Genomic DNA, 21801 nt, shown 5'->3' with positions numbered 1-21801 from the left:
GATGAATCTGAGTATCACCAATACAGCACACAGTGTCGGACATCACAAGACCGTGACAGCGACTGTCAGGGATTGAGGCAGAATCAATCACAGGAGGTGATCGTGGAATCTGCACTGTCCGGGCTCATGGCGCCGTCGGACTCGGAGTCGCTGTTGGAGCGCGCGTACATTGATGCCGTCGAACAGGTTGACGACACGGACGAGACCCGTGCACGCATACTCGATGCGGCGTATGAGCAGTTCTGCCGCATGGGTATCCGGCGGTCGACCATGGAGGACGTGGCCCGCCGGGCCGGGGTTTCGCGGATCACGGTCTACCGGCGGTTCGCCACGAAGGACGCGCTGGTCGAACATGTGGTACGTCGAGAATTCCGCCGATATTTCGACCAGTTCCTCATCGACATCGAACAAGCTCGTACCGCCGCCGATCGGGCGGTTCTTGGCTTTGTGAGCTCATTGCGCGCCATCCGGCGTAACCCGTTGATCGGCGGTCTGATCACCGCGGAACCGGATCTGGTCGTACCCTCCATGATCAGCGACGGGGGCCGAACCCTCGCCACCGTGCGGCAGTTCGTCGCAGGCCAGCTCCGCCACGAGCAACGCGCGGGCAACGTGTCGAGCGACTTGGACACCGACCTCGTGGCCGAACTGATGGTCCGGATCTCCGCCTCCTTCCTGGCGATCCCCAGTCAGATCATCGACCTCGACGACGACGAGCAACTGGCCGCGGTGGCCCGGCAGTTCCTCGTGCCTATGTTGGAGCCAACCGGCCACCCGGATTGACCGCCGGGAAGAGCAAACCGTAGAGCAGCGGCGAAGCACTCCGACTTTTCGGACTTGCTGTCCGAGCGGGAGTCGCTGTCGGAGCGGGAGTCGAAGGGGTCGAAATCATCGGGGGGCGAGTCGCTGGAGCCCGTGATCCCGTTGACCAGCTCGCCGACGGGGTCGGCTAGGAGCGTTGCGTGGGCCGGGCCGGCCGGCTACGGGCGCGGCCAGGACGGAGCCGAGGGCAATCAGTGCGGCGGCGATCGTGTTGCGGTTCATCCGCGGTTCTCTCCTTTGAGCAGGGGCGTCCCGCCTGCTGCGGACCACCCAGCCCGTTACTGCACGCTCCATATGACTACTCAGAGTGAGTAATTTCAAGCTTGGGCAGTATCCGGACGTGTCCCCTGATCTGGGGCGCCACTTACTTGGCCGGCCAGTTTTCCCGGTCGGCGACGAACGATCCTCGTTGCGGCATCATTACCACGTAGCCCTCGTCACGGAGCAGGGCGACCGCGGCCCGCGCTGTGTTCCCGGCGATCCCGCGATCAGCAACCATGCTCGACTCCGACGGGATCGCATCACGCGGCTTCAACTCGCCCGCCTTGATCCGCTCACGGATGATCCGGGCGACCTGCTGGTAAATCGGGGTTGGGTCGAAACGGTCGATCTCCATGGGGAGGACGCTGGAGACATGCCCTACCTTCGAGGCGGAACAGCAGCGGAACACAGGCCCAGAACTCGGGAAGCATCGGCGCTGCTCTCCCTCATTCTCAGCTGGTGGCGGACGGATACCTCGCTGCCGCAAGGTCCTCGGCAAGATCTTCCAAGGCGAGGCCGGCGTTCAATGTAGTGACCACCGCCTGCGTGAGCGGACGAAGGGCATAGACGTGTCGCACCGCATCAAGATCCACGATGACTCCGTAGTAATCCTCAGCGAACCGCTGAAACGCCTCCGGCGACGGATCCATGAGCAACTCGAACAGGTGTGCCGACCCATCGGGGTCGCTCTCGCCGTCCGGGTACTCGATCTCACCCACCCGCCAGCAGTCGTCACCGGCCTCCCGCCACAGAGAAGCGGTCACGACTGGCATGCCGTCCTCGTCGCAGAACACAGGTTCTTCGACCCAGTGGCGAAAGACGTGGGGGACGGAGTCGAGTACCCCCGGCCACGGCCCGTCGTTGCCGTACGGGCTCATCACCGCCTCGTGGTCGAAGCCGCGGATGTAGGCGCCCGCCGCGGAGAAGACGATGGAGTATTCATCTCCGGAGCCGTTCCGCATCGAGGCCATCTCCTCCCCAGGACTCCAGTCCGCGTCGAAAGAGTGGTAGCGGCTGGACCATTCCGAGCTCAGGACGGCCTCCAGCACCGCCATGGACCGGCATAGGTCGCGGAGCACCGGGATATCGGGCAGTAGCCGGGCCACGTCATGAGCAGTCATGAGCCCCATTCAATCGGACGCAGCTTCCTCCTCACCGAGGCATAACGGTCGTCTCATCACGCCGAAGCAGCGACAAGAACATGACCAGCACCGCGCCGCCCAAATAATGCATGACCGGCCCGACCTTGATGATGTTCCATCCCCCGAAACGGAGCGTGTTCCGGCAGTCATCGGTGACGATCTCGATGGCGAAGGGGATCGTGAATACCACGGCGATCACCACGAACAGTGCCGCCGTCACCCAGCCGGCGATTGTGCCCCACCTCCCCCGAAGGGCGAGAACCGCACCCAGACCAAGCACCATCACGGCGGTGGGCCAGCCGTTCAACTCCGCGGTAATGGTCCGCCAGTTGATCTCTATCAGCCAGCCGACATCCTGAAAGACGTACGGCTCCGCGCTGAGGGGGCAGGTAAATCCTTCCGCCGTGGAGACCGACCCTTCTGGGAAATACCACCAGACGGTACGCGATGCGGGGGCCGCCAGAGCCGCCAGGGTCAACAGGGGTATCCCCCAGCGCGGGGGCATCTGCGGTAATGGGAGCAAGATTGCCGCCGCTTCATCGTGGATGGAGGCGCCCAGCCTAGATCATCTGCGTCAACGGAGACAGACGCTACCCACCTCGCACCCGCGATAGGAGCAGTTGCCCGCACTCGCTGCTTCCGACGCCGCCGAAAACCGGGAGCAACAAGCGATCACGGGACAACATGCTACGCGGATAGCAAAGGGCCATCCCTGCTTTCAAAGGGTCTGGCCAGTGAGGTGATCTCAGCGACTTTCATTTCGGGTAGCCGTGTTCGAAATGGGTGAGAACGAGTACGGCTTTGATGATGTCGCCGATTCTGCTGGGGCTGACGGTGATGCGCTGGAGGGTGCGCCGGCGTTGTGTGAGCAGGGCGAAGCCGCGTTCGCCCAGGCAGCGCAGGGCGCGTAGGAGTGCGTTGCGGGTGCGGGTGTCGAGGTCGAGGGGCCGGCCGTCGGCGGGTTGTTTGACCGGGGTGAGAATGCCGATGCCGACGCCGTCGTAGCCGGAGTCGGCCAGGGTGGGGAGACCGTCGGCGGCGGTTTTGTACAGCGCCCCCAGGACGTGTTCGCGGGCCGCTGTCAGATCGTGGACCGATCCGGGTTCGACGTCGGACACCCATAGTGGCAGGCCGCAGGGTGCGGACAGGGCTTGGATGTTGCCGCCGTGGTGGCGGGCCTTTCCGGCTGGAGTTCGGCGTCGGCCTGCTCCAGGCGAGCATTCGCAACGGTCGCCTGATGAGCCTGCGCGCGGGCGACTGCACGGCGAGCATAACGTGGAGCGTGGAGGGCTTTCCGGTGGCCCAGAACACGGCGAGACTCACCATGCCGCTCCAGCTCAGGCTCGGTGACGGGATCCTCCTCAGTGGAGCGGGCGCACCGCAACCATGACTGCGTCACCGTACGGCATCGACTCCTCGGAGGGTGCTTCGAACCCTACGGATCAAAAGCGGAACGATCATGATCCACGGACGTCTACAGATGTTAGAACTGCCTGCTCGGGGGCCTAGTTGAATTGATCGACTTCTTCGGATGTCTACCGGCATCCCGGCAGGGTGTTAGCAAACCTGTTAGCAAGATCGCGATCCTGGATACCATTCTTCGAAACGCAACGCCCGTGACCAAGGCCTGCCGTGCACAGCAAACCCGTCGGCTGTGACAGCGTCTACGACCAGATATGTGCCCGAATCGGCACTAGGCCAGCCCTTCCCCTCCATTGATCATCTAGTCGCTATACGGGAAGATGGGCCGATAGATGGCCATAGGCGTTGATATGCCATCGCGGGGAGGGTTCGGGTGGCATCGTTCAAGGCGCTTACGATTGCGCTTGGGTTGCTTACCCTTGCCGGCGCTTGCAGCGCGGATCCTCGCACCGCACCCACCCCATCGTCCCCTGCGATCCCGGAGATCACCGCGCATGCGGCGCCCATGCCCGGCCGTCAGCTTGGGCCCGCCATGTACGGGCATAGCAACCGGGCCGTCTCCCCGGCGGTTGGTTCGGTGAACGGCAAGCCGGTGATCGTCACGGGTGGCCGCGACGACCTGCTTCGCGTCTGGGATCTCGCCACGCGCAAGCTCATTGGCGAGCCCATCCCCGCGGGTCAGGGCGGCGTGGACCACATCGAGCTGCACCACTGGGACGGCAAGGACATCGCGGTCGTGAGCGGTGGTACCTTGCGCGCGTGGGACCTCGGCACGCGCCGCCCGTTGACCCCACCGATCATGACCCAAACCCTTACCAATCTGCTGGCCGTTGGCTCCCACGACGGTCAGCATGTCGCGCTGACCGAAGGCGAGTTCCCTTTCGAGCTCCAGCTCTGGAACCTGACCACCGGCTCCGCGGTCGGCGCCACGCTGAAGGGGCATGAGGCCGAACCCAGGGCCGGGGCGATCGGGCAACTGGGCGGGACCACCGTAGCCGTCACCGGGGACGCGGATGAGGTTCTCCGTTCGTGGGACCTGAAGACGGGCAAGGCTCTGGCCACCGCCAAGGTGACATCGATGGACTACATCAACAGCATCGCCATCCAGGGTGGCGTCGCAGTCGTCACCGGTACCGACGGCGATTTCTACGGCCGCATGGAACGCTGGGACCTGGCCACCGGCGCTGTCACCGAGGTGAAACACAAGGGTGAGTTCTCCCCCGTCGAGTTGCACGAGCTCGACGGGAGAACGGTCACGATCTTGGGCGGGGCCAGCACCCTGCGGGTCGCCGACCTGGCCACCGGCAAACTCATCGGCCACGGCTGGGACAGCGACGATCTCTTGGATCACGTGGCGGCGGTGGGCAGGTACGGCACCACGCCGATCCTGGTCATCGGCGATCCCGACGGGATGCTGACGATCTGGGACCTGCGCACGGGCAGACAACTCGGCAAGCCGTTCTTCGGCTACGGCGGGGGCGTCGAAACACTCGCGGTGACCAAGGTCCGGGGCAAGGCCATCGCCGTGACCACCGGCAACGACGACACGATCCGCATGTGGGATCTGGCCACCCACAAGCCATTCCGTGCACCCATCTCCTGCTCGTGCATCGAGCACGCGCCCATGACCACGGTCACGCGGGGCGGGAAGCCAGTCATCGTCTACGCGGACGTTGAGCATGGGCTGGTGGCCCGCGATGCGGCGACGGGCAAGCGGGTGGACAAGACAGGGATCTTCGTCGCATCCGCAGACGGACCTGCCCAGCTCTCGGCGGATGGCTCCGTCGTGGCCATCGCAACGCGGGGCGGCGGAGCCGAACTCTGGGATCTGTCGGCGGGAAGCCATCCCCGCCAGGTCAACGCGACGGCAGTGGACGCCGTTGCGGTTGGCAGCCGGATCATCGCCACCGCCGCCGGCGAGCAGATAGAGCTATGGGACCAGGCCACCGGCCAACCGATCGGCAAGCCGATCACTAGCGGCGGCCAGGCTGAATCCCTGGCGATCGGGCAGGTCGACGGTAAGACCATCGTCTTCTTCCGGCGTAAGTACGCCCCCGGATGGGGCAGCATCCGCTTGTGGGACGCCACGACGGGCGAGCCGTATGGCAAGGCCCTGAGCATCCGGTCCACCGCCATGGCTGTCACGCGCGTCGGATCCCGGACGGTGCTGGTGACCGGGCAGGACGACGGCACGGTGATCGTGTGGGACCCGCAGACGATGAAACCGCTCCTGCCTCCCTTCTCCGGCCACCACGGTGCCGTCAGCGGGGTCGCGGTGACCATGCTCAAAGGCAAACCAATCGCCGTCTCCGGCGGCAACGACGGCAGCATCCGAATCTGGGACCTCACGGACCTTTCTCATTGACTTGCTGATATTCGAGAAAGGCTCTGCCTCGGACCGCCGAGGTGGGTGAGTCGATCCTTGTTGAACTGATCAGCTTCTCCGGGTGTTGTCCACTGGAGTCCAAACTCGGCGGGCATGTCCCGCGCCCGAAACGCTGACCACGGCCGGAACGGTCAGTGCGGCACGGGCATGAGTGTCATCACCGTGTTCGGTGATGTCGATGGTGACGTTCCAGCGCCTGCCGATCATCTTCGGTCCTCCTCGGAGGGCGGCAGATGTCCATAACATGCTTTCACGCCTACGGGGCGCAGGGCCCGCCCTCTCCGGCCGGAGGGATACACCCACCTTCCCGACCGCAGCCGGCCTGCGGCCCCATTGACTCACGGCAAGGACGGGCGCATCCGGGCCCGAGACCGCCGCGGAGGGCGTCTCGCCGGGGCGCCGGCGACGACGCGGGCGTACGCGAGCCAGGCAGGGCGGGATTCAGTCCACGCCGGAACTCGACAACAGGGGCAATGAATTCATTCCATTAATTCGTGAGCCATTTCCGGCATGCTAGGTTGAGGGCATTGCCATAAAAGAAATGAGCATGAATTCATTCCATTGGGAGAATCATGGATTCGCTGGTCATCGAGCGGGTGGAGACATTCGTCGTGGAATTGCCGACCATCCGGTCGTTCAGCATTTCCGGAGGGAGTGTCACCACGGCGGGGAGGCCCGCCGAACGGGTTCTCGTCAAGGTGACGGCCGGAGGGCGGACCGGCTGGGGGGAGGCGACGCCGACGCCCGCCTGGACCTACGAGACCGTGGAGTCGATCTCGACGACGATCGACCGCTACCTCGCTCCCGCGCTGATCGGACGGCCGGCGTGGGATCTCGACGGCGCCTGTGCGGCCTACGAGAGGGTGATCAACCGGGGGCTGACGATCGGCTCGCCCATCGCCAAGTCCGCACTCGACATCGCGCTGCACGACCTGCTCGGCCGGGCGCTCGGAGTCTCCATCGGCCTGCTCTGGGGCCAGCGCCGCGTCGACCGCATCACGCTCGGCTGGATCGTGGCCGGCCAGACCCCGGCCGAGGTACGGCAGGCGGTCGAGGAGGGCCGGGCGCAGGGCTATCACGCGTACAAGGTCAAGGTAGGCCTGCACGACGAGGCGACGGACGTCTCTGTCGTGGCGGCGGTCAGGGAGGCGGCCCCGGACGCGCCCATCTGGGTGGACGCGAATCAGGCCTACACCGTGGACGGCGCGTTGCGCATGGCGCGCAGGCTCGCCGACCTGGACGTGTCGGCGTTCGAGCAGCCGCTGCCCGCCAACGACGTCACCGGGCTGCGCAGGCTGCGGGACCGGAGCCCCCTGCCCGTGGCGCTGGACGAGAGCCTGCGCCATCCCTCCGACCTGGCCACGTTCGTGAAGCTCGACGCGGTCGACATCGCCATCGCCAAGGTCCAGCGTTCAGGCGGTCTCACGCTGTCCCGCCGGCTGTGCCAGCTCGCCGAGGACGCGGGGCTGCGCATCATGGGCTCGGGGCTGACCGACACCGATCTCGGGTTCGCCGCCTCGCTGCACCTGTTCGCCGCGTTCGGCGTGGACACCCCTGTCGACCTCAACGGACGGCAGTTCGTCCACTCGGCCTACGTCGGGGGGAGCACGGTGGAGGTCGTGGACGGCACGGCTCTGGTGCCCACGGGGCCGGGACTCGGCGTCGAGGTGGACGAGGACGCGGTCCGCGCCCTCTCCACGGCGCACTGGAGCGTCTGACGAGTCTGACAAGGTGAAGCCGCCGCTCCCTGAGGAGAGCGGCGGCTCACCGAATCGCCTGCGCGGCCCGGGGCCGGGGATGCACTCCCCAGCCCTGACTCCAAGCCCCCAGGCCCCGCGGCCTCGGTCTCCCGCCTCGGTGCCCAAGGCCGGGGTTCACCTGTGGTCAGCGCAGCCAGTCGTCCAGGTGGGCGGCGACGAAGTCGTCGTCGACCAGCCAGGGATAGGCGGCGCCGACCCGGGCGATCTCCTCGGCCTGTCCCGGGGACAGCCCTTCGGCCGGATCGAGGCACCACGTGCCGGCCAGGAGGCCCTGTCCGCGCAGCACCTCGTGGACTCCGGCGATGCAGCCGCGGAAGCCGCCCGCCACGTCGAAAACGGCGCCGTTGGCGTCGGTGAGGTCGGCGGCGCGGGCCAGCAGGGAGCGCAGGACCCGGTCGTCCCCGGCCCACGCCCGCCGTACCTCCTCGAACATGAGCACCGCCGCGCGGGTCCACACCGCCCACTGGCCGAGCAGGCCGCCGACGAGGCGGCGGCCCGCGACCGGCGTGAGCAGGTCGGCCAGGATGTTGTCGTCGTTGCCGGTGTAGAGCGCGATGTCGTCGCCGCGCCCCGACTCGGCGACGGCCCTGACCACCTCGACCGTACGGTAACGGTCGAAGGGCGCCATCTTGATCGCCACCACGGAATCCTGCTCGGCCAGCGAGCGCCAGAACGGCGGGCTCAGCCTCCGACCGCCCACCGCCTCCTGCAGGTAGAAGCCGATGACGGGCAGCACCTCGCCCACGGCCCTGGCCCGGTCCAGCAGCTCCGGCTCGTCGGCGCCCGGCACTTGCGGGGACAGCAGCACGGCGTCGTAGCCCAGTGAGGCCGCGAGCTCCGCCTCGGCGACGGCCTGGGGCGTGTCGCCGCACGCTCCGGCTACCATGACGAAGGGCCGGTCGGGCTCCTTCGCGACCACGTCGGCGGAGATCTCCAGCACCGGCCGGAGCAGCCCTGCCTGGCGGATCTCGAACTGCGTCGTATGCACCGCGACGGCCACCCCGCCCGCCCCCGAGGCGAGGTAGTAGCGGGTGAGCGCGCGCTGGCGACGTTCGTCGAGCGTGCGCTGTTCGGTCAGCGCCAGCGGGTGGGCGGGGATGACCGTCCCCTCCCTGAGCAGGTCGATCGACATCTCAGAACCCCCCGTCGCGCACCGCGAACTTGGTCGGCTTTCCCGAAAGGGGCAGCCCACGCGCCAGCCAGGCGGCCTGCCACGCGATCAGCGTGTCCAACGGCACGTCCGGATAGCCGAACAGGCCGTGGCAGCGGGAGGCGTCGTTCAACAGCGCCGTACCACTCTCCTGGCCGTGGAAGGTCGCTTCGACGCCGAGCGCGGCGGCGAGCCGGGTGGCCGTGCGCCGTACCGAGGCGGTCTCGGGACCGGTCAGGTTGAGCGTGAACGCCTCCGGAGCCCGCGCGTGCAGCAACGAACGCAGCGCGACCTCGTTCGCATACCCCTGCCACACGACGTTGACGTGCCCGGTCGTGACGTCGACCGGCTCACCCGCCACCACATTGGCGGCGATGTCCGCGATCACGCCGTAGCGCAGGTCCACCGCGTAGTTGAGGCGCAGGATCGCGACCCGGGTGCCGTACGTGGCGGCGGCGTGTTCGAAGATCCGCTCGCGGCCGAGGCAGCTCATCGCGTACTCCCCCACCGGTCCCGGCTGGTCGCCCTCCGCGCTACCTCCGGAGGCCACGTCCACCAGCGGGTACACGTTGCCGGTGGAGAACGCCGTGATCGCCGAGTCGCGGTAGCGGCGGGCGACGGCGGCGGGCAGCGCCGCGTTGACCGCCCACGCCTGGTACGGCGCGGCCGACGTGCCGAACTTGGCGCCGACCATGAAAACGACGTTCGCCGCGTCGGGCAGCCCGGCCAGGTCGTCGCCGCCCATCAGGTCGTGGCGCACCACGTCGACGCCCTGGTCCGCCAGCGCCTTGGCGGCGGCGTCGTCCGACCAGCGCGACACGGCGTACACGCGGGCGGACTTCCGTCCCGCGGTGTCCAGCGCGCGCCGGGCCAGCCGGACCAGGCTCGGCCCCATCTTGCCGCCGGCACCGAGCACGACGAGGTCGCCGTCCAGCTCGCCGACGTCGGTGACCAGCGCGGCCGAAGGGGTGGCCAGCCGGTCCTCAAGTTCCCGCTCAGAGGTGAACATGTCGCGCTCCTTCGTCGTGTGGCCGCCGGTAGCCCACGCCCAGGCGGTCGAGGAGCGGCAGGTGGGCGGTCAGCCGCCGGGTGAAGTCGCCGAGGTCCCGGCCGGAGGACCAGGCGGCCTCGGCGACGGCGCAGAGGCGGGGAAAGGCGTTGTAGTCGAAGCGTTCCCGCGTGGGGAGGTACTCGCCCCAGAGCTGGGCCTGCATGCCGAGGACCCCCTCCCCCGCGTCGAATCCGTAGACGGTTTCCAACGGAAGCGGCCCCGCGATGCTGACCGGCTCTCCGGGAGCGTCCGATTCGGCGTAGTCGAGGTAGGTGTGCGTGTGCGGGGCGGCGACCACGTCGTGGCCCGCCCGCAGAGCCGCGTCGATCCGCTCCACGCCCCGCCACGCCATGATCACCATGTCCTCGGGCGGGCCGTGGTCGAGCATGTCGTCCCAGGCCACCGCGCGGCGGCCGAGCCCACGCAGGTGATCGGCGAGGAGCCGTCCCCACCAGCCGTGCAGGGCGGCCGGCCCGGCGAGCCCGGCGCTCGTCACCCGCCGCGCGGCGTCGGGACTGGCGGCCCATTCGTCGCCGCGGACCTCGTCACCACCGATATGGACGAATCGGGACGGGAACACATCGCACAGCTCGTCGAGCACGTCGCGGGCGAAACCGGCGGCGCGGTCGCTCACGTTGAGCACGTGCGACGAGATGCCCCACGAGGTCCGCACCTCGACGGGTTCGGCCGGCGAGTGGCCGAGCCAGGGGCAGGCCGCGATCGCGGCCTGGGAGTGTCCGGGGAACTCGATCTCGGGGACCACGGTCACACCGCGGGCGGCCGCGTAATCCACCAGGTCGCGCAGCTCCCGCTGGGTGTAGAAACCCCCGTGCGGGGTGCCGTCGAACCTGCCCTCCCGTGCGTGGCCGGCAGGGGACTCGGCGCGGTGGGCCCCGACCTCGGTGAGCCGCGGGTGCCCGCGCACCTCGAACCGCCAGCCCTGGTCGTCGGTGAGGTGCAGGTGCAGGACGTTGAACTTGTGCAGCGCCAGCAGATCCACGTACGCGCGCAGGAACGAGACCGGGCGCCACCATCGGGCCACGTCGATCATGACGCCGCGCCAGGCGTATCTGGGCACGTCGCGGACGGTGCCGCACGGCACGCCGCCGGGCCCACCGAGCTGGCGCAGCGTCTGGACGCCCCAGCGCAGGCCCGCGACGCCCGCCGCGCCGATCTGGACCCCTTCCGGGGCGACGGTCAGGGTGTACCCCTCCTCCCCCAGGGACGCGTCGTCCACGAGGCGGATGGTGATCTCCCCGGGACCCTCGCCGTCCGCGGCCAGGCCGAGCAGCTCCCGCGCCGTGTCGGCGTGCGGACCGCGCACCCACGCGCCCCGGTCCAGCGGGAACAGCCCCTGTCCCGGGGTCGACGAGGCCACCTGCGGGATCATCGCCCGATCACCTGGCGGAAGGCCGCGAGGGCCTCGCCTATCGGGGGCGCGTCGGGATACCACATGCGCTCCCACTCCAGCGCGAGGTATCCGGAGTATCCGATGCGGTCGAGCTCGGCGAGCACGCCGGGCACCCCGACCGCGCCCTGTCCCGGCAGCACCGGCGCGAGCTCGGTGGGCGCCGCCGCGTCCTTGATCTGCACGTGCCGCAGGTACGGCGCCAGCGCGTCCGCCGTGTCGGCGGCCGTCTCCCCCGCGCGCCACGGGTTGACCACGTCCCACAGCGCGCCGACCCGTGGCGAGCCGACACCGGCGAGGACCCCGGCGATCGCCTCGCCGGTGAGGAAGACGTCATGGGTCTCCAGCAGCACGTCGACGCCGTTGTCCGGCAGCCGGTCCGCCACCTCCGCGAGCCTCCGAGTCGCGGTGGTGGCCGGGTCGTCCTGCCCCTCGACCCCGCCGAAGACCCGCACGTACGGCGAGCCGAGCGCCTCGGCGACCTCAACATGGCGCAGCACCTCGGCCACGGGATCGCCGTCCGGCCGCGCCACGCGGGTGTAGGAGCAGACGGCGACGATCTCGATTCCGGCGGCGTCGAAAGCGCGCGCGACCGCGCGCAGGTCGCCGGGCGATGTGTCCGGGGAGACGATCTCACCTTCGGCGCAGCGCAGCTCCACGCCGGCGCAGCCGTACCGGGCGGCCACCGCGATCACCTCGTCGGCGGGGGCGCCCGGCATGCCGAGCGTGCTGAACGCGAGCGGGTTCACATCTGTCCCTTCACTGTGACGGTGGAACCTTGACGGGCGGACTCGTAGACGGCGAGGGCGACGTCCAGGACGGACAGCGCGTACTCCGGCGTGACCTCGGGCGCGGTCCCCGCCGCGCAGGCCCGCGCGAAGTCGGCGAGCTGCGCGGCGAACGCCCTGGACATCTCACCGGGTTCGGGAGCGGCCACCTGGGTGGCGACGCCTCCGCGGAAGGACCAGACGCCCTCGCCTCGGCTGATCCGTACCGCGCCCTCCCCGCACACGATCTCGGCCTCGTCGGTGAACGGCAGGCCGGTGCCGGTGACGGAGATCGTCGAGCGGGTGCCGTCGGCGTGCCGCGCCAGCGCGACCGCCTCCGTCTCCACCGACCCGCCGGCGGCTCCGGCGATGTGGCCGGTGACCTCGACGATCGGCGAGCCGACGAGCATCTGGAGCTTGTCGATGCTGTGGGTGCCGACGTTGAGCACGATCCCGCCGCCGGCCATGCCGGCGTCGAGGAACCAGCGGGGCCGCGCGGGGTCGGCGTAGTCGGCGGTACGCCGTTCCGAGGCCACGACGACGTGGCCGAGTTCGCCCGAGGCGAGGTAGGCGGCCGTGGCGCGCAGCGTCGGGACGAAGCGCAGGACGTGCCCGACCGCGAACACGACGCCGGCCGCGCGGCAGGCGTCGATCATGCGGATCGCGTCCTCGCGCGTGGTGGCGATCGGCTTCTCCACGAGCACGTGCAGCCCGGCCGCGGCGGCGTCCAGGGTGATCGGGGCGTGCAGGGCGTGCGGGACGGTGATCACGACCGCGTCGAGGCCGCCGGCCTCGATCATCGCCCGATGGTCGGTGAAGACGCGGGCGCCGGCCTCCGCGGCCAGCTTCTCCGCCGCCTCGGCCCGCACATCGCACACCGCGACGACCTTCACCTGCCCGGCTGTCTGCCGTGCGGCGGCCACGTGGAACTCGGCGATGGTGCCCGCGCCGATGACGCCCAGGCGCAGCCCGGATGTTGTTGTCACGATTTCCTTTCTGGATCGGATGGGGAACTTCAGCCCTTGAGTCCCGCGGACATGGTGCCGCGGACGAAATAGCGCTGGGCCAGGACGAACACGACGAGCATCGGCAGCAGGCTCATCATGGCCGCGGCCGTGACGAGCTGGTCGTTTCCGACGAACTGGCCCTTGAGGCTCAGCACCCCGACCGGCAACGTGTAGTTCTCGGGTGAGGTGAGGTAGATGGTGGGTTCCAGCACGGCCTTCCACGACGTGGTGAACGTGAAGACCGCGAGCGTGGCCAGGGCGGGCTTGGCCAGCGGGAGGTGGATCCGCCAGAACACCTGCCAGGGATTGGCGCCGTCGAGGCCCGCGGCCTCCTCGAAGTCCTTGGGGATGCCGAGGAAGGTCTGCCGCATCAGGAAGATCCCGATGGGCGTGGCCAGCCAGTACGGCACGATGAGCGGCAGCAGCGTGTCCAGCCAGCCCAGCGAGCGGAACAGCAGGAAGTTCGGGACGATCGTGATGACGGTCGGCAGCATCATGGTCCCGAGGGCCATGGTGAGCAGCGTCTGCTTGCCAGGCAGGCGCATCCTGGCCAGGGCGTGGCCGACCATCGCACTGGTCAGCACGTTGCCGGCCACGGCGAAGACCGCGATCACGAGACTGTTGACGAGGTAGAGCCCGAACGGGGTGCGCCGCCACACCTCCGCGTAGTTGTCCCACTGGACCGGATCGGGGATCCACACCGGCGGCACCTGGATGTACTGCGCGAAGCTCTTGAGCGAGTTCCCGAGAGCTGCCACGAAGGGCAGCAGCATGACCAGGGCGCCCGCGAGGACCAGGACGTAGGAAGCGGTCTTACGCATAGTGCACCCACCTGCGCTGGAGCCGGAACTGCACGAGGGTGAGCGCGAGCACCAGCACGAACAGCACCCACGCGATGGCCGAGGCGTAGCCCATCTGGAAGAACTGGAAGCCCTGCCGGTAGAGGTGGAGCACGGTGAGCTCGCTCGCCCCGTGTGGACCTCCGTCGGTCATCACGAAGACCTGCTCGAACGACTGCAGCGTCTCGATGGAGGTGAGCACCAGCACCAGGAAGGTGGTGCCGGAGATACCGGGCAGGGTGATGTACCGGAACCGGTTCCAGGCCGACGCGCCGTCGATCTTCGCCGCCTCGTAGCGCTCCTCGGGGATGGCCTGCAGGCCCGCGAGGAAGAGCACCATCATGTAGCCGACGCCCTTCCACACCGCGACCGCCGCGAGCGTGGGGATCACCAGCGCGGGATCCTGCAGCCAGTTCTCGGCGGGCAGCCCGAAGAAGCCGAGCACCTGGTTGGCGATGCCGGTCTGCGGGTTGAAGACCGCGTCCGCGACGTACGCGACGACCACCCACGAGGAGACGACCGGGACGAAGTAGGCCGCGCGGAACAGGGCCATGCCGCGCAGCCGCTGGTTGAGCGCGATCGCCAGGCCCAGGGCCAGGGCCGTCTGGGTCGGCACGAACAGCACGGCGAAGTACGCGGTGTTGCCGAGCGTCCGCCAGAAGAGGCCGTCGCTGAAGAGCCGGGTGAAGTTGCCGAACCCGACGAACCTGGGCGAGGACATCAGGTCGTAGTCGGTCATGCTGAAGAACAGCGAGGCCAGCAGCGGCCAGGCGGCCAGTGCGACCAGGTGGAGCAGGTAGGGCGAGGCGAAGGCGAACGCCCAGGCCCGCTCCCCTGTGCGCCGTTTCCGGGCGGGTGGCCGCGGCTCCGCGGCCACCTTCCCGGCTCGCCTGGTGAGCACCGTCACTGCGTCTGCCCCGCGTAGAAGCGGTCGATGACCTCCTGGGCGTCCTTCTGCCCGGCCGTGAGCGCGGTGGCGACGGGCGTGGCGCCCGACAGCGCCTCGTTCATCCGCTTGGCCAGAGCCTCGGTGTACTCCGACCACACGGCGTTGGCGCCGAGGTCGGTGGCCGCGTCGAGCGATTCGAGGAACGCCGGGCCGCGGTCGGCGGGCAGGGCCGTGGAGGCGACCTTCTTGTTGATCGGGATCGCCTCGCCCAGCTCGGCCCACTTGCGCTGCGGGCCCTCCCCGGAGAAGAAGGTGATCCACTTCCACGCCGCGTCGGCCTGCGCCGGCGAGGCGGCCTTGCTGACCACCCACGAGTTGACGATCGCGATGTTGCCGCGGCCGGCCGGGCCCTTCGGCAGCGGCGCCACCCCGAAGTCGACGCCCGCGCTCACCGCGGGCAGGGTGCGGGCGTAGATGCCGTACGACATCGCGACCCGGCCGGTGGCGAACAGCGTGTGGACGACGCCCTTGCCCAGGCCCTCGGTGGTCACGTAGTCGGGGGCGAACCCGTCCTTGCCCGTCGCACCGAGCATCCAGTCGAGCGCGGCCTTGGACTGAGGGCTGTCGACGACCACCTTGCGGTTGTCGTCGGTGACGATGTCGCCGCCGAACGCCTTGACGATGGGCCACCAGCTCTCGGTGAAGCCCGGCGAGTAGGCGCGGAAGCCATACGTGTCGGGGATGCCGTCGCCGTTGGTGTCCTTGGTGAGCTTCTTGGCCGCCGCGGCGAGGTCGTCGTAGGTCCAGTCGGCCGTCGGCTCGGCCACCTTGGCCTCAGCGAACAGCTTCTTGTTGTAGAACAGCACCGGTGTCTGGGCGCCCTGCGGGAAGCCGTAGATCCGGCCCTTGGCGTCCCGGTTCATCTCGATGCCGAAGTAGTCGTCGGCGTTGACGGTCTTGACCCGGTCGCCTAGGTCGGCGAGGGCGCCCCGCGCCGCGAACTCCTGCACGAGCACGCCGTCGGACAGCCACACCTGCGGCGCCTGCCCGCCGGCGATCTCGGTCCGCAGCTTCTCGAAGAACTTGACGTACGGCGCGACCTCCAGCTGCACCTTGATCTGCGGGTTGGCGGCCGTGAACTCCTTGACGAGCTCCCGCATGGTCGTGTCTGCGGCGTCTCCCGCCGCGGCGTAGAAGCCGAGCTTCAGGGTGACCGCTCCCGAATCGTCGGCCGAGCCGCCACATGACGCCGTGCCGGCCACGGTGAGGACGGCCACCGCGGCGGCGGCGAGCATGCGCACTCTCATTGGGTCCTCCAACAGGAAAGGGGGAAGGGGGGTGAGGATGACGGCCGGCGTCACATGGGGACGCGGACCTCGACGAGGCTGCTGGCGGCGGCGCCACAGGAGGCCCGTACGGCCAGGCGGGGCTGCAGCACGACGCGGCAGACCGGGGCGACGGGACCGAGCTCGATCCGGCGGAGCAGCAGCTCGGTCGCCATGCGGCCGACTTCGGCCTTGGGCGGCGACACCGCGGTGAGCGGCACCTCGGACAGGTCGGCGACCTCGTCGTCGTAGGCGACCACGGCGATGTCGTCGGGGACGGTCAGGCCGACCCGGCGCAGGTAGGGCAGGAGCGCGGTCGCCTCGCGGTCGCCGAGACACACCACCGCGCGCACCTTCTCCGTGACCAGCGAGTTGGCGTATGCCAGCATGTCGGGCCCGGTCCAGACGGGCTGCCTGGCCACGGCCTCCGGGATCTCCGGCAGCCCGAGGTCGGCGACGGCCTGGCGGTATCCCGCGAAGACATGCTCCGAGGTTGCGGTGCCGATCCGGCCGAGGTAGCCGATCCGGCTCCGGCCGAGCCGGCTGAGGTGCTGGACCGCCGCGTAGCCGCCGCCGTGCACGTCGGTGCAGACATAGGACGTCGAGTCGGCCGGGCGGGGGTCGGCCGGCCTGCGCTCCACCAGCACGTACGGCACGGGCAGCTCGCGCAGCCGGGCCAGGTGCGCGGCGGGGTCGGCGACGAGGTGCAGGTTGGGCACCAGCAGCAGACCCGCGACCCCGACGTCGACGAGCTGCTGGATCTGCGCGAGCTCGACGCCGGGGTCGTAGTTGGAGCACGCGAGCACGAGCTGGACTCCGGCGGCGGTGGCCGCCCGCTCGATGCCCTGGACGACCCGGGGGAAGTAGTAGGTGTTCGACGGGACGAGCGCGCCGATGAGCCGCGGCCTGGCCTCCGTGGTGACGGAGGCGGTGGTCACGAAGGTGCCCGACCCCTGCCGGCGCCGGACGAGTCCCTCCTCGACCAGCAGGTCCACCGCGCGGCGCACGGTGTTCACCCCGACCGAGTAGGTCTGCGCCAGCTCGGCCTCGGTCGGCAGCCTGCCGCCGACCGGCCAGCGACCCTGCACGATTTCCTGCCGCAGGCGTGCCGCGAGGGTGCGGAATCGCCTTCCCCTTGGGAGGGAATTCATTCCATCAGGTGGCTCCATAACGGGATTCTTCTCGTCATATGTGTGCAATGTCAACCCTAAATTCACGCCCTATTTCGCGCTTAAAAGGAATGAATTCCTGCCTTGATGCGTACGCGAAAGGGCCGCCTCCGGCGGGAGACGGCCCTCCAGCGGACGCGGCGTCACCAGCGGGCGGTGACGCCCCTGTCCTGGTCATAGGCGCCGGCCCAGTAGCGGCCGGGCGAGGTCAGCCGGTGACCGGCGAACCCGACCTCGCCCGTCGGCTGCTTCAACGCCTCGGACGTCGCGGTGGCCCAGCCGTCGGCGTTCGCGGTCACCGTCACGTAGCGTCCGGCGGAGAAGGTGAACCGCCCGCGCACCGTCGCGGCCACCGGCTCCCCGGTCTCCTTGTCCACGACGCGCAGCCGTACCCGCGCGGTGCCACCTTCCCGCGTGACGGCCATCGACTCCACCACCATCGGACGCAGGTCGGTGGTCGCGGTCGTCACGGCGACCGGATCGGACGCGGGGCCGCGGTGTCCCGCCACGTCCACGGGCACGATCCGGTAGGTGTAGGCGGTACCGGGCAGCAGCCCGGCGTCGGCGTGGGTCAGGCCGCGCGCCTTGCCGGCGAGCGTGCCCGGTCCGGGCGTGAAGCCCGGCTCCGTCGATCTGTGCACCTCGTAGAAGTCGACCTCGGTGTCGTCGTAGGCCCGCCCGTAGGTCAGGTCGACCGTGGCGTGGTCGAACGCGACGGCCTTCGGCGGCGACTCGACGCCCGTGGGCGGACCTGAGTCGGCGGGCGGCGCGGGCCACTGCGCCGAGGGGCCCCAGATCGTGGGCAGTTCCCGGTAGGAGTCGTAGTGGTGGAGTGCCACCCCGGCGAAGGCGGGGCTGCCCGAGAACGCCTGGTAGACCTTCGCCAGCTCCGCCTCCATCGCGTTCCTCCCCTCCTCCCGGAAGGTGATGCTGGACGGGTCCCCGCTGGTCGCGATGTCCAGTGTCTCCACCCCGACCACCACGGAGAGCGGCTTGCCGATGCGCTCGGCGTAGGCCATCTCGCCCTCGGCCTGCGCGATGATGCCGGCGCCGCCGTCCGCCTGGTCCCGGTAGTCCATGATCGCGATGTAGTCGGACATGTCCTGGATGTGTTCGGCCATGGTGCGGGTGGTCCCGCCGTACGGGATGTCCGTGCAGCAGGCGGAGGTGTCCAGCCACCGGGGTACGGCGGGGCCGAACAGCAGGGGCTGCCCGGACGCGTCCCGGCGTGCGATCATCGCCCGCAGCGTGTCCAGCCACTGGATCTGCACGTCGGGCTTGGCGCTGCCGAACCAGGGCAGGATGTAGGGCTCGATGTCGACGTTGATCCCGTCGAAGCGCTCGGCCGGCGCCGACGAGAGGTTGTAGTCGAGAACGCGCTCCATCTCCCCGACGGCGCGGTCACGATAGCGGGAGAGCGCGCCGAGATAGGGCGGGCGCGTCCCGCCGGCCACCGTGGCGTGCACCTTCATCCCCCGGCGGTGCGCCCAGGCCACGAGGTCGCGCAGTTCGGGGCGCGCGTCCTCGATCATGTCGCGCCCGGCGTACGTGTCCACTCCCAGGTAGATCGTCGAGTCGGGCGCCAGAACGGTCTCCAGCAGGCGGCGCGACCTGGGGTTGAGCACCAGGTTGTAGGAGGCCTTCTCCCAGATCCACATCGCCCGGTCCTGCCGGTGCGGCGCCGGGCGTTCCTTCTTCACCGCGCCGAGCGCCACGTACCGGGTGGCCGACCTGGACACGTGGCCGCGCGCGTCGACCGCCTCGGCCTCCAGGCTCGCCATGACATCGCCGTACTTGGCCGGCTTCACCAGCGTCACGTACCGCCCCTTGGCGCCGGACGCGCTCTGCCAGGGACCGCCGTTGACCCGGACCCGCACCGAACGCACGTCCGCGCCGGTGACGTTAACCCGCACCGTCGTGGGCCGGGTGAGCCTCGCCCCGTCAGCCGGCTCGGCGATCGACACCTTCGGCGCCCTGGCCGGCGGGTTGTCCACCCGCAGCGTCAGCGGCTGCGACCACGTGCCGTACCGCGTCTCCGCGTCCGTCGCCTTGGCGTAGATCTCGACCTCGCCGTCCATCGCGCTGGTGTCCAAGTCGTAGGACCACGTGCCGGCGTCGTCGGCGTCCGGATCGCTCACCCTGGCGCGCTCGATCCGCTCGCCGTTCACCACGATGGTCACGTCGTACGCACCGGTGAACCGTCCGGCGAGCCGTACGACGCCGGGGGCGGCCTCGGAGGAGTCGATCACCACCGATGACGGCCCCGCAGCGCGGGCGGCGGCCGGGACGGCCGGCGTGCTCGCCAGGGCCAGCACGAGCGCCCCGGCGATCCTCAAGAGCCTTACAGGCATGGAAGCCACCTCCACAGGAATGAATTCATGCCGAATTACGAACTATCCGGACATGGGAATCCGCGAGTTGGCAAACAATAACCCCAGAAGAACGGAAGAAGAATGGCATGAATTCGCACCCCGTCCTGCCTGCGCGAGAGCGACGGTCGGCACGCTCGGATCAGGCGTCTCCAGTCGACGCGCGCCCCCGCAGCTTGGCGGGAAGGATGATCGGCCCCGGCGCGGTCTCGCCGTTGAGCCGCGCGATGAGCAGCTCGACGGCGGCCTTGCCGGAGTTCTCCGGCGCGAGATCGAGGGCCGTGATCGCGGGTACGGAGTGGCGGGTCTGCTGCGCGTCCGACCCGGCCTGTACCGCTTCAAAAGTCGTCGCAGGGTGCTCGACCTGCAGGCCGACCTGAGGTGGCGGTGCGGGCAAGATCGGTTCTTGTGGCTCTCCGTCTCCTCTACTTACTCATGATTCGGTTGTTCGGCCGGCTGGCGCTACTGGGTCGAAGCAAAGCGATCAAGAATATCGAGATCATGATGCTCCGTCATGAGGTGGCGGTGTTGCGGCGTCAGGTCGCTCGCCCGAAGCCGGACTGCGCCAATCGGGCGGTGCTGGCCGCGCCGGCGAGGTTCTTGTCGCCCGCCCTGCGTGCTCATCGGCTGGTCACCCCGGGCAGGCCGCTGGCGTGGCACCGTCGCTTGGTCCAACGCCGGTGGACGTATCCGAACCGGCCCGGTCGACCCCGGACGAGCAAGGAGATCCAGGATCTGGTGGTGCGTCTGGCGCGGGAGAACCTGGCATGGGGATATCGACGTCCGGCTCGGCTATCAGGTCAGTGAAGCGACAGTGAGGCGAATCCTGCGAGCCGGCCGGCCGGGTCCGGCTTCCCGAAACATCGACACCTCGTGGCGAACGTTCCTGCGTACCCAGGCGAAAGGGCTGCTGGCCTGCGACTTCTTCCACGTCGACACGATCTCCTTGAAACGCCTGTACGTCCTGTTCGTGATGGGGGTGGCGACCAGGCGCGTGCACATCCTGGGGGTGACCGCGAACCCGACCGGAGCCTGGGCGGTCCAGCAGGCCCGTAACCTGCTCATGGATCTGGGGGAGCGGGCCGGTTCGTTCTGCTTCCTCCTCCGGGACCGGGACGCCAAGTTTCCGGCAGGGACTCGCCGGTCGATCGCTCCGCCGGGGACGGCCCAGTTGTCGTTGTCGGTGCGGTGGATCATCAGGATGTCCCCGGCGTCGTTGACGACCACGACGTTCACCGAGGGGACCAGGCTGTTGGGCGCGGGTGCTGAGGGGTCGTCGTAGAAGTCCAGCCGGCGGGCCATGGCTCAGGACTCTACCGGGGTGGCGTCGGCCCAGCCGGCTTCGAAACTGTCGACGTAGGTGGAGACCATGTCGCCACCCAGCACTTTGCGCAGGTGCATGACCGGTGCGCTGGCGGCGGGCGTGCCGTACACATGCGTGTTGGCGAGAAGCTGGTCGTCGGCGCGGTAGATGAAGTTGTAGAGCACGGTGCGGTGAAGCCGGATCTCCACGCTGTCGAGTTGCCGAAGTGGCCGGTACAGCACGAGCGCCGTCCTGATCTGAGCGGCCATGCCGTCACCGATGCCCTCGTCCGCGCCGCGCCGGGCGACCTCGGGCGAATCTGGATCCCCGAGCAGGATCCGCACCCGTACGCCCGCCTCCGCCTTCTCGGCGAACAGGCGCACAATGCCGGCGTCTTGGGCATTTGATCTTGCCCGATCAAGGCTTCACCCCCATTAGAGGAGGACAGGGCGGACGAGTCGGCCTGTAGGCCGGGTTCTAATTCGGTCTGCCCGTGACCTGCGGCGAAATCAGGGAGATCGCTTCTGAGCTGCCAGAACGCTGTCGTCAGTTGACAGTGCCCGCCACTGTCTTCCGGCGCCATGTGCCCTCGATGTGCCCTCGACGCTTCCGCGTCATCCTCAGGGACCGTCACCACGGAACCTGTCAATTTGATCAAGGCAGTTGAGCTGGGCTAATTCTGTGTCGGCTGTTCTGGTGTGTCCTTCTGCTCGTTCGTGTCATCGTTCTTG

General features: G+C 69.0%; 19 protein-coding genes and 2 pseudogenes. 3 read left to right on the top strand and 18 right to left on the bottom strand.

The window, feature by feature from the left end; translation table 11 throughout:
• The first annotated feature begins 126 nt into the window (after positions 1–126).
• Positions 127–783: a TetR/AcrR family transcriptional regulator gene (locus ABT130_RS34735; RefSeq protein WP_350962802.1), complete on the top strand. Its 657-nt coding sequence runs from the start codon at positions 127–129 to the stop codon at positions 781–783.
• Between the two features lie 403 nt (positions 784–1186).
• Here ABT130_RS34735 and ABT130_RS34730 read toward each other — a convergent pair whose 3' ends face one another.
• The 4 genes and pseudogenes from ABT130_RS34730 to ABT130_RS34715 form a co-directional block, all read right to left on the bottom strand.
• Positions 1187–1438 carry a GntR family transcriptional regulator gene (locus tag ABT130_RS34730; RefSeq protein ID WP_350962768.1) on the bottom strand — a complete coding sequence of 84 codons (252 nt, stop codon included), beginning with the start codon at positions 1436–1438 and terminating at the stop codon, positions 1187–1189.
• A 97-nt stretch (positions 1439–1535) separates the two neighbouring features.
• Complete coding sequence (locus ABT130_RS34725) at positions 1536–2204, bottom strand: hypothetical protein (protein WP_350962766.1); 669 nt, start codon at positions 2202–2204, stop codon at positions 1536–1538.
• A gap of 31 nt (positions 2205–2235) precedes the next feature.
• The gene (locus ABT130_RS34720) at positions 2236–2703 is read right to left on the bottom strand and encodes a hypothetical protein (RefSeq protein WP_350962764.1); all 468 of its coding nucleotides are present in this window, start codon (positions 2701–2703) and stop codon (positions 2236–2238) included.
• A gap of 277 nt (positions 2704–2980) precedes the next feature.
• A pseudogene (locus ABT130_RS34715) lies at positions 2981–3418 on the bottom strand (transposase family protein); the annotation flags it as partial.
• 602 nt (positions 3419–4020) lie between these two features.
• Between ABT130_RS34715 and ABT130_RS34710 the strand changes: the two are divergent.
• On the top strand, positions 4021–6012 hold the full coding sequence (locus ABT130_RS34710) for a WD40 repeat domain-containing protein (RefSeq protein WP_350962761.1): 1992 nt from the start codon (positions 4021–4023) through the stop codon (positions 6010–6012).
• Between the two features lie 69 nt (positions 6013–6081).
• On the opposite strand, the gene ABT130_RS34705 is transcribed toward ABT130_RS34710, so the two are convergent.
• Positions 6082–6240, bottom strand: coding sequence for a dsRBD fold-containing protein (locus ABT130_RS34705; RefSeq protein WP_350962758.1), 159 nt, complete (start codon positions 6238–6240; stop codon positions 6082–6084).
• Positions 6241–6605: 365 nt separating this feature from the next.
• Between ABT130_RS34705 and ABT130_RS34700 the strand changes: the two genes are divergently transcribed.
• Positions 6606–7751, top strand: coding sequence for a mandelate racemase/muconate lactonizing enzyme family protein (locus ABT130_RS34700; protein WP_350962755.1), 1146 nt, complete (start codon positions 6606–6608; stop codon positions 7749–7751).
• Positions 7752–7917: 166 nt separating this feature from the next.
• Here ABT130_RS34700 and ABT130_RS34695 read toward each other — a convergent pair whose 3' ends face one another.
• From ABT130_RS34695 to ABT130_RS34635, 13 genes and pseudogenes are all read right to left on the bottom strand, one after another.
• The gene (locus tag ABT130_RS34695; RefSeq protein WP_350962752.1) at positions 7918–8925 is read right to left on the bottom strand and encodes a dihydrodipicolinate synthase family protein; all 1008 of its coding nucleotides are present in this window, start codon (positions 8923–8925) and stop codon (positions 7918–7920) included.
• Between the two features lies 1 nt (position 8926).
• Complete coding sequence (locus ABT130_RS34690) at positions 8927–9952, bottom strand: NAD-dependent epimerase/dehydratase family protein (RefSeq protein ID WP_350917727.1); 1026 nt, start codon at positions 9950–9952, stop codon at positions 8927–8929.
• Positions 9939–11384: a beta-N-acetylhexosaminidase gene (locus tag ABT130_RS34685; protein ID WP_350962749.1), complete on the bottom strand. Its 1446-nt coding sequence runs from the start codon at positions 11382–11384 to the stop codon at positions 9939–9941. Before ABT130_RS34685 ends, ABT130_RS34690 begins: the two co-directional genes overlap by 14 nt.
• A complete protein-coding gene (locus tag ABT130_RS34680; protein ID WP_350962746.1) occupies positions 11381–12151 on the bottom strand; it encodes a sugar phosphate isomerase/epimerase family protein in 771 nt (256 codons plus the stop codon). The genes ABT130_RS34685 and ABT130_RS34680 overlap by 4 nt, the downstream gene beginning before the upstream one ends.
• On the bottom strand, positions 12148–13155 hold the full coding sequence (locus ABT130_RS34675; RefSeq protein WP_350962743.1) for a Gfo/Idh/MocA family protein: 1008 nt from the start codon (positions 13153–13155) through the stop codon (positions 12148–12150). Before ABT130_RS34675 ends, ABT130_RS34680 begins: the two co-directional genes overlap by 4 nt.
• A 29-nt stretch (positions 13156–13184) precedes the next feature.
• On the bottom strand, positions 13185–13997 hold the full coding sequence (locus ABT130_RS34670) for a carbohydrate ABC transporter permease (RefSeq protein ID WP_350917738.1): 813 nt from the start codon (positions 13995–13997) through the stop codon (positions 13185–13187).
• Entirely contained in the window at positions 13990–14916 is a 927-nt protein-coding gene (locus tag ABT130_RS34665; RefSeq protein ID WP_350962741.1) for a carbohydrate ABC transporter permease, read from the bottom strand. Before ABT130_RS34665 ends, ABT130_RS34670 begins: the two co-directional genes overlap by 8 nt.
• Positions 14917–14918: 2 nt before the next feature.
• On the bottom strand, positions 14919–16211 hold the full coding sequence (locus ABT130_RS34660; RefSeq protein WP_350962739.1) for an ABC transporter substrate-binding protein: 1293 nt from the start codon (positions 16209–16211) through the stop codon (positions 14919–14921).
• 50 nt (positions 16212–16261) lie between these two features.
• On the bottom strand, positions 16262–17380 hold the full coding sequence (locus ABT130_RS34655; RefSeq protein ID WP_350962736.1) for a GntR family transcriptional regulator: 1119 nt from the start codon (positions 17378–17380) through the stop codon (positions 16262–16264).
• Positions 17381–17541: 161 nt separating this feature from the next.
• Positions 17542–19749 (bottom strand): Ig-like domain-containing protein, encoded by a 2208-nt coding sequence (locus ABT130_RS34650; protein ID WP_350962734.1) that lies wholly within the window; start codon positions 19747–19749, stop codon positions 17542–17544.
• Positions 19750–19909: 160 nt separating this feature from the next.
• The gene (locus tag ABT130_RS34645) at positions 19910–20164 is read right to left on the bottom strand and encodes a substrate-binding domain-containing protein (RefSeq protein WP_350962731.1); all 255 of its coding nucleotides are present in this window, start codon (positions 20162–20164) and stop codon (positions 19910–19912) included.
• Positions 20165–20891: 727 nt separating this feature from the next.
• Positions 20892–21069, bottom strand: a pseudogene (locus ABT130_RS34640) (NUDIX domain-containing protein); the annotation flags it as partial.
• A 3-nt stretch (positions 21070–21072) separates the two neighbouring features.
• Positions 21073–21453 (bottom strand): hypothetical protein, encoded by a 381-nt coding sequence (locus tag ABT130_RS34635; protein WP_350962728.1) that lies wholly within the window; start codon positions 21451–21453, stop codon positions 21073–21075.
• Positions 21454–21801 lie beyond the last annotated feature (348 nt).

Origin of the sequence: Streptosporangium sp. NPDC001681 (assembly GCF_040298085.1) — a bacterium.
Classification (GTDB): domain Bacteria; phylum Actinomycetota; class Actinomycetes; order Streptosporangiales; family Streptosporangiaceae; genus Streptosporangium.
Note: the sequence above shows the minus strand (reverse complement) of the source record. Positions and strands in the feature narration are given on the sequence as shown.

Coding starts and splice junctions, on each gene's coding strand:
- ABT130_RS34730 (WP_350962768.1), bottom strand. CDS start 1,438: ATGGAGATCGACCGTTTCGACCCAACCCCGATTTACCAGCAGGTCGCC.
- ABT130_RS34725 (WP_350962766.1), bottom strand. CDS start 2,204: ATGACTGCTCATGACGTGGCCCGGCTACTGCCCGATATCCCGGTGCTC.
- ABT130_RS34655 (WP_350962736.1), bottom strand. CDS start 17,380: ATGAATTCCCTCCCAAGGGGAAGGCGATTCCGCACCCTCGCGGCACGC.
- ABT130_RS34650 (WP_350962734.1), bottom strand. CDS start 19,749: ATGCCTGTAAGGCTCTTGAGGATCGCCGGGGCGCTCGTGCTGGCCCTG.
- ABT130_RS34700 (WP_350962755.1), top strand. CDS start 6,606: ATGGATTCGCTGGTCATCGAGCGGGTGGAGACATTCGTCGTGGAATTG.
- ABT130_RS34660 (WP_350962739.1), bottom strand. CDS start 16,211: ATGAGAGTGCGCATGCTCGCCGCCGCCGCGGTGGCCGTCCTCACCGTG.
- ABT130_RS34670 (WP_350917738.1), bottom strand. CDS start 13,997: ATGCGTAAGACCGCTTCCTACGTCCTGGTCCTCGCGGGCGCCCTGGTC.
- ABT130_RS34690 (WP_350917727.1), bottom strand. CDS start 9,952: ATGTTCACCTCTGAGCGGGAACTTGAGGACCGGCTGGCCACCCCTTCG.
- ABT130_RS34735 (WP_350962802.1), top strand. CDS start 127: ATGGCGCCGTCGGACTCGGAGTCGCTGTTGGAGCGCGCGTACATTGAT.
- ABT130_RS34705 (WP_350962758.1), bottom strand. CDS start 6,240: ATGATCGGCAGGCGCTGGAACGTCACCATCGACATCACCGAACACGGT.
- ABT130_RS34685 (WP_350962749.1), bottom strand. CDS start 11,384: ATGATCCCGCAGGTGGCCTCGTCGACCCCGGGACAGGGGCTGTTCCCG.
- ABT130_RS34695 (WP_350962752.1), bottom strand. CDS start 8,925: ATGTCGATCGACCTGCTCAGGGAGGGGACGGTCATCCCCGCCCACCCG.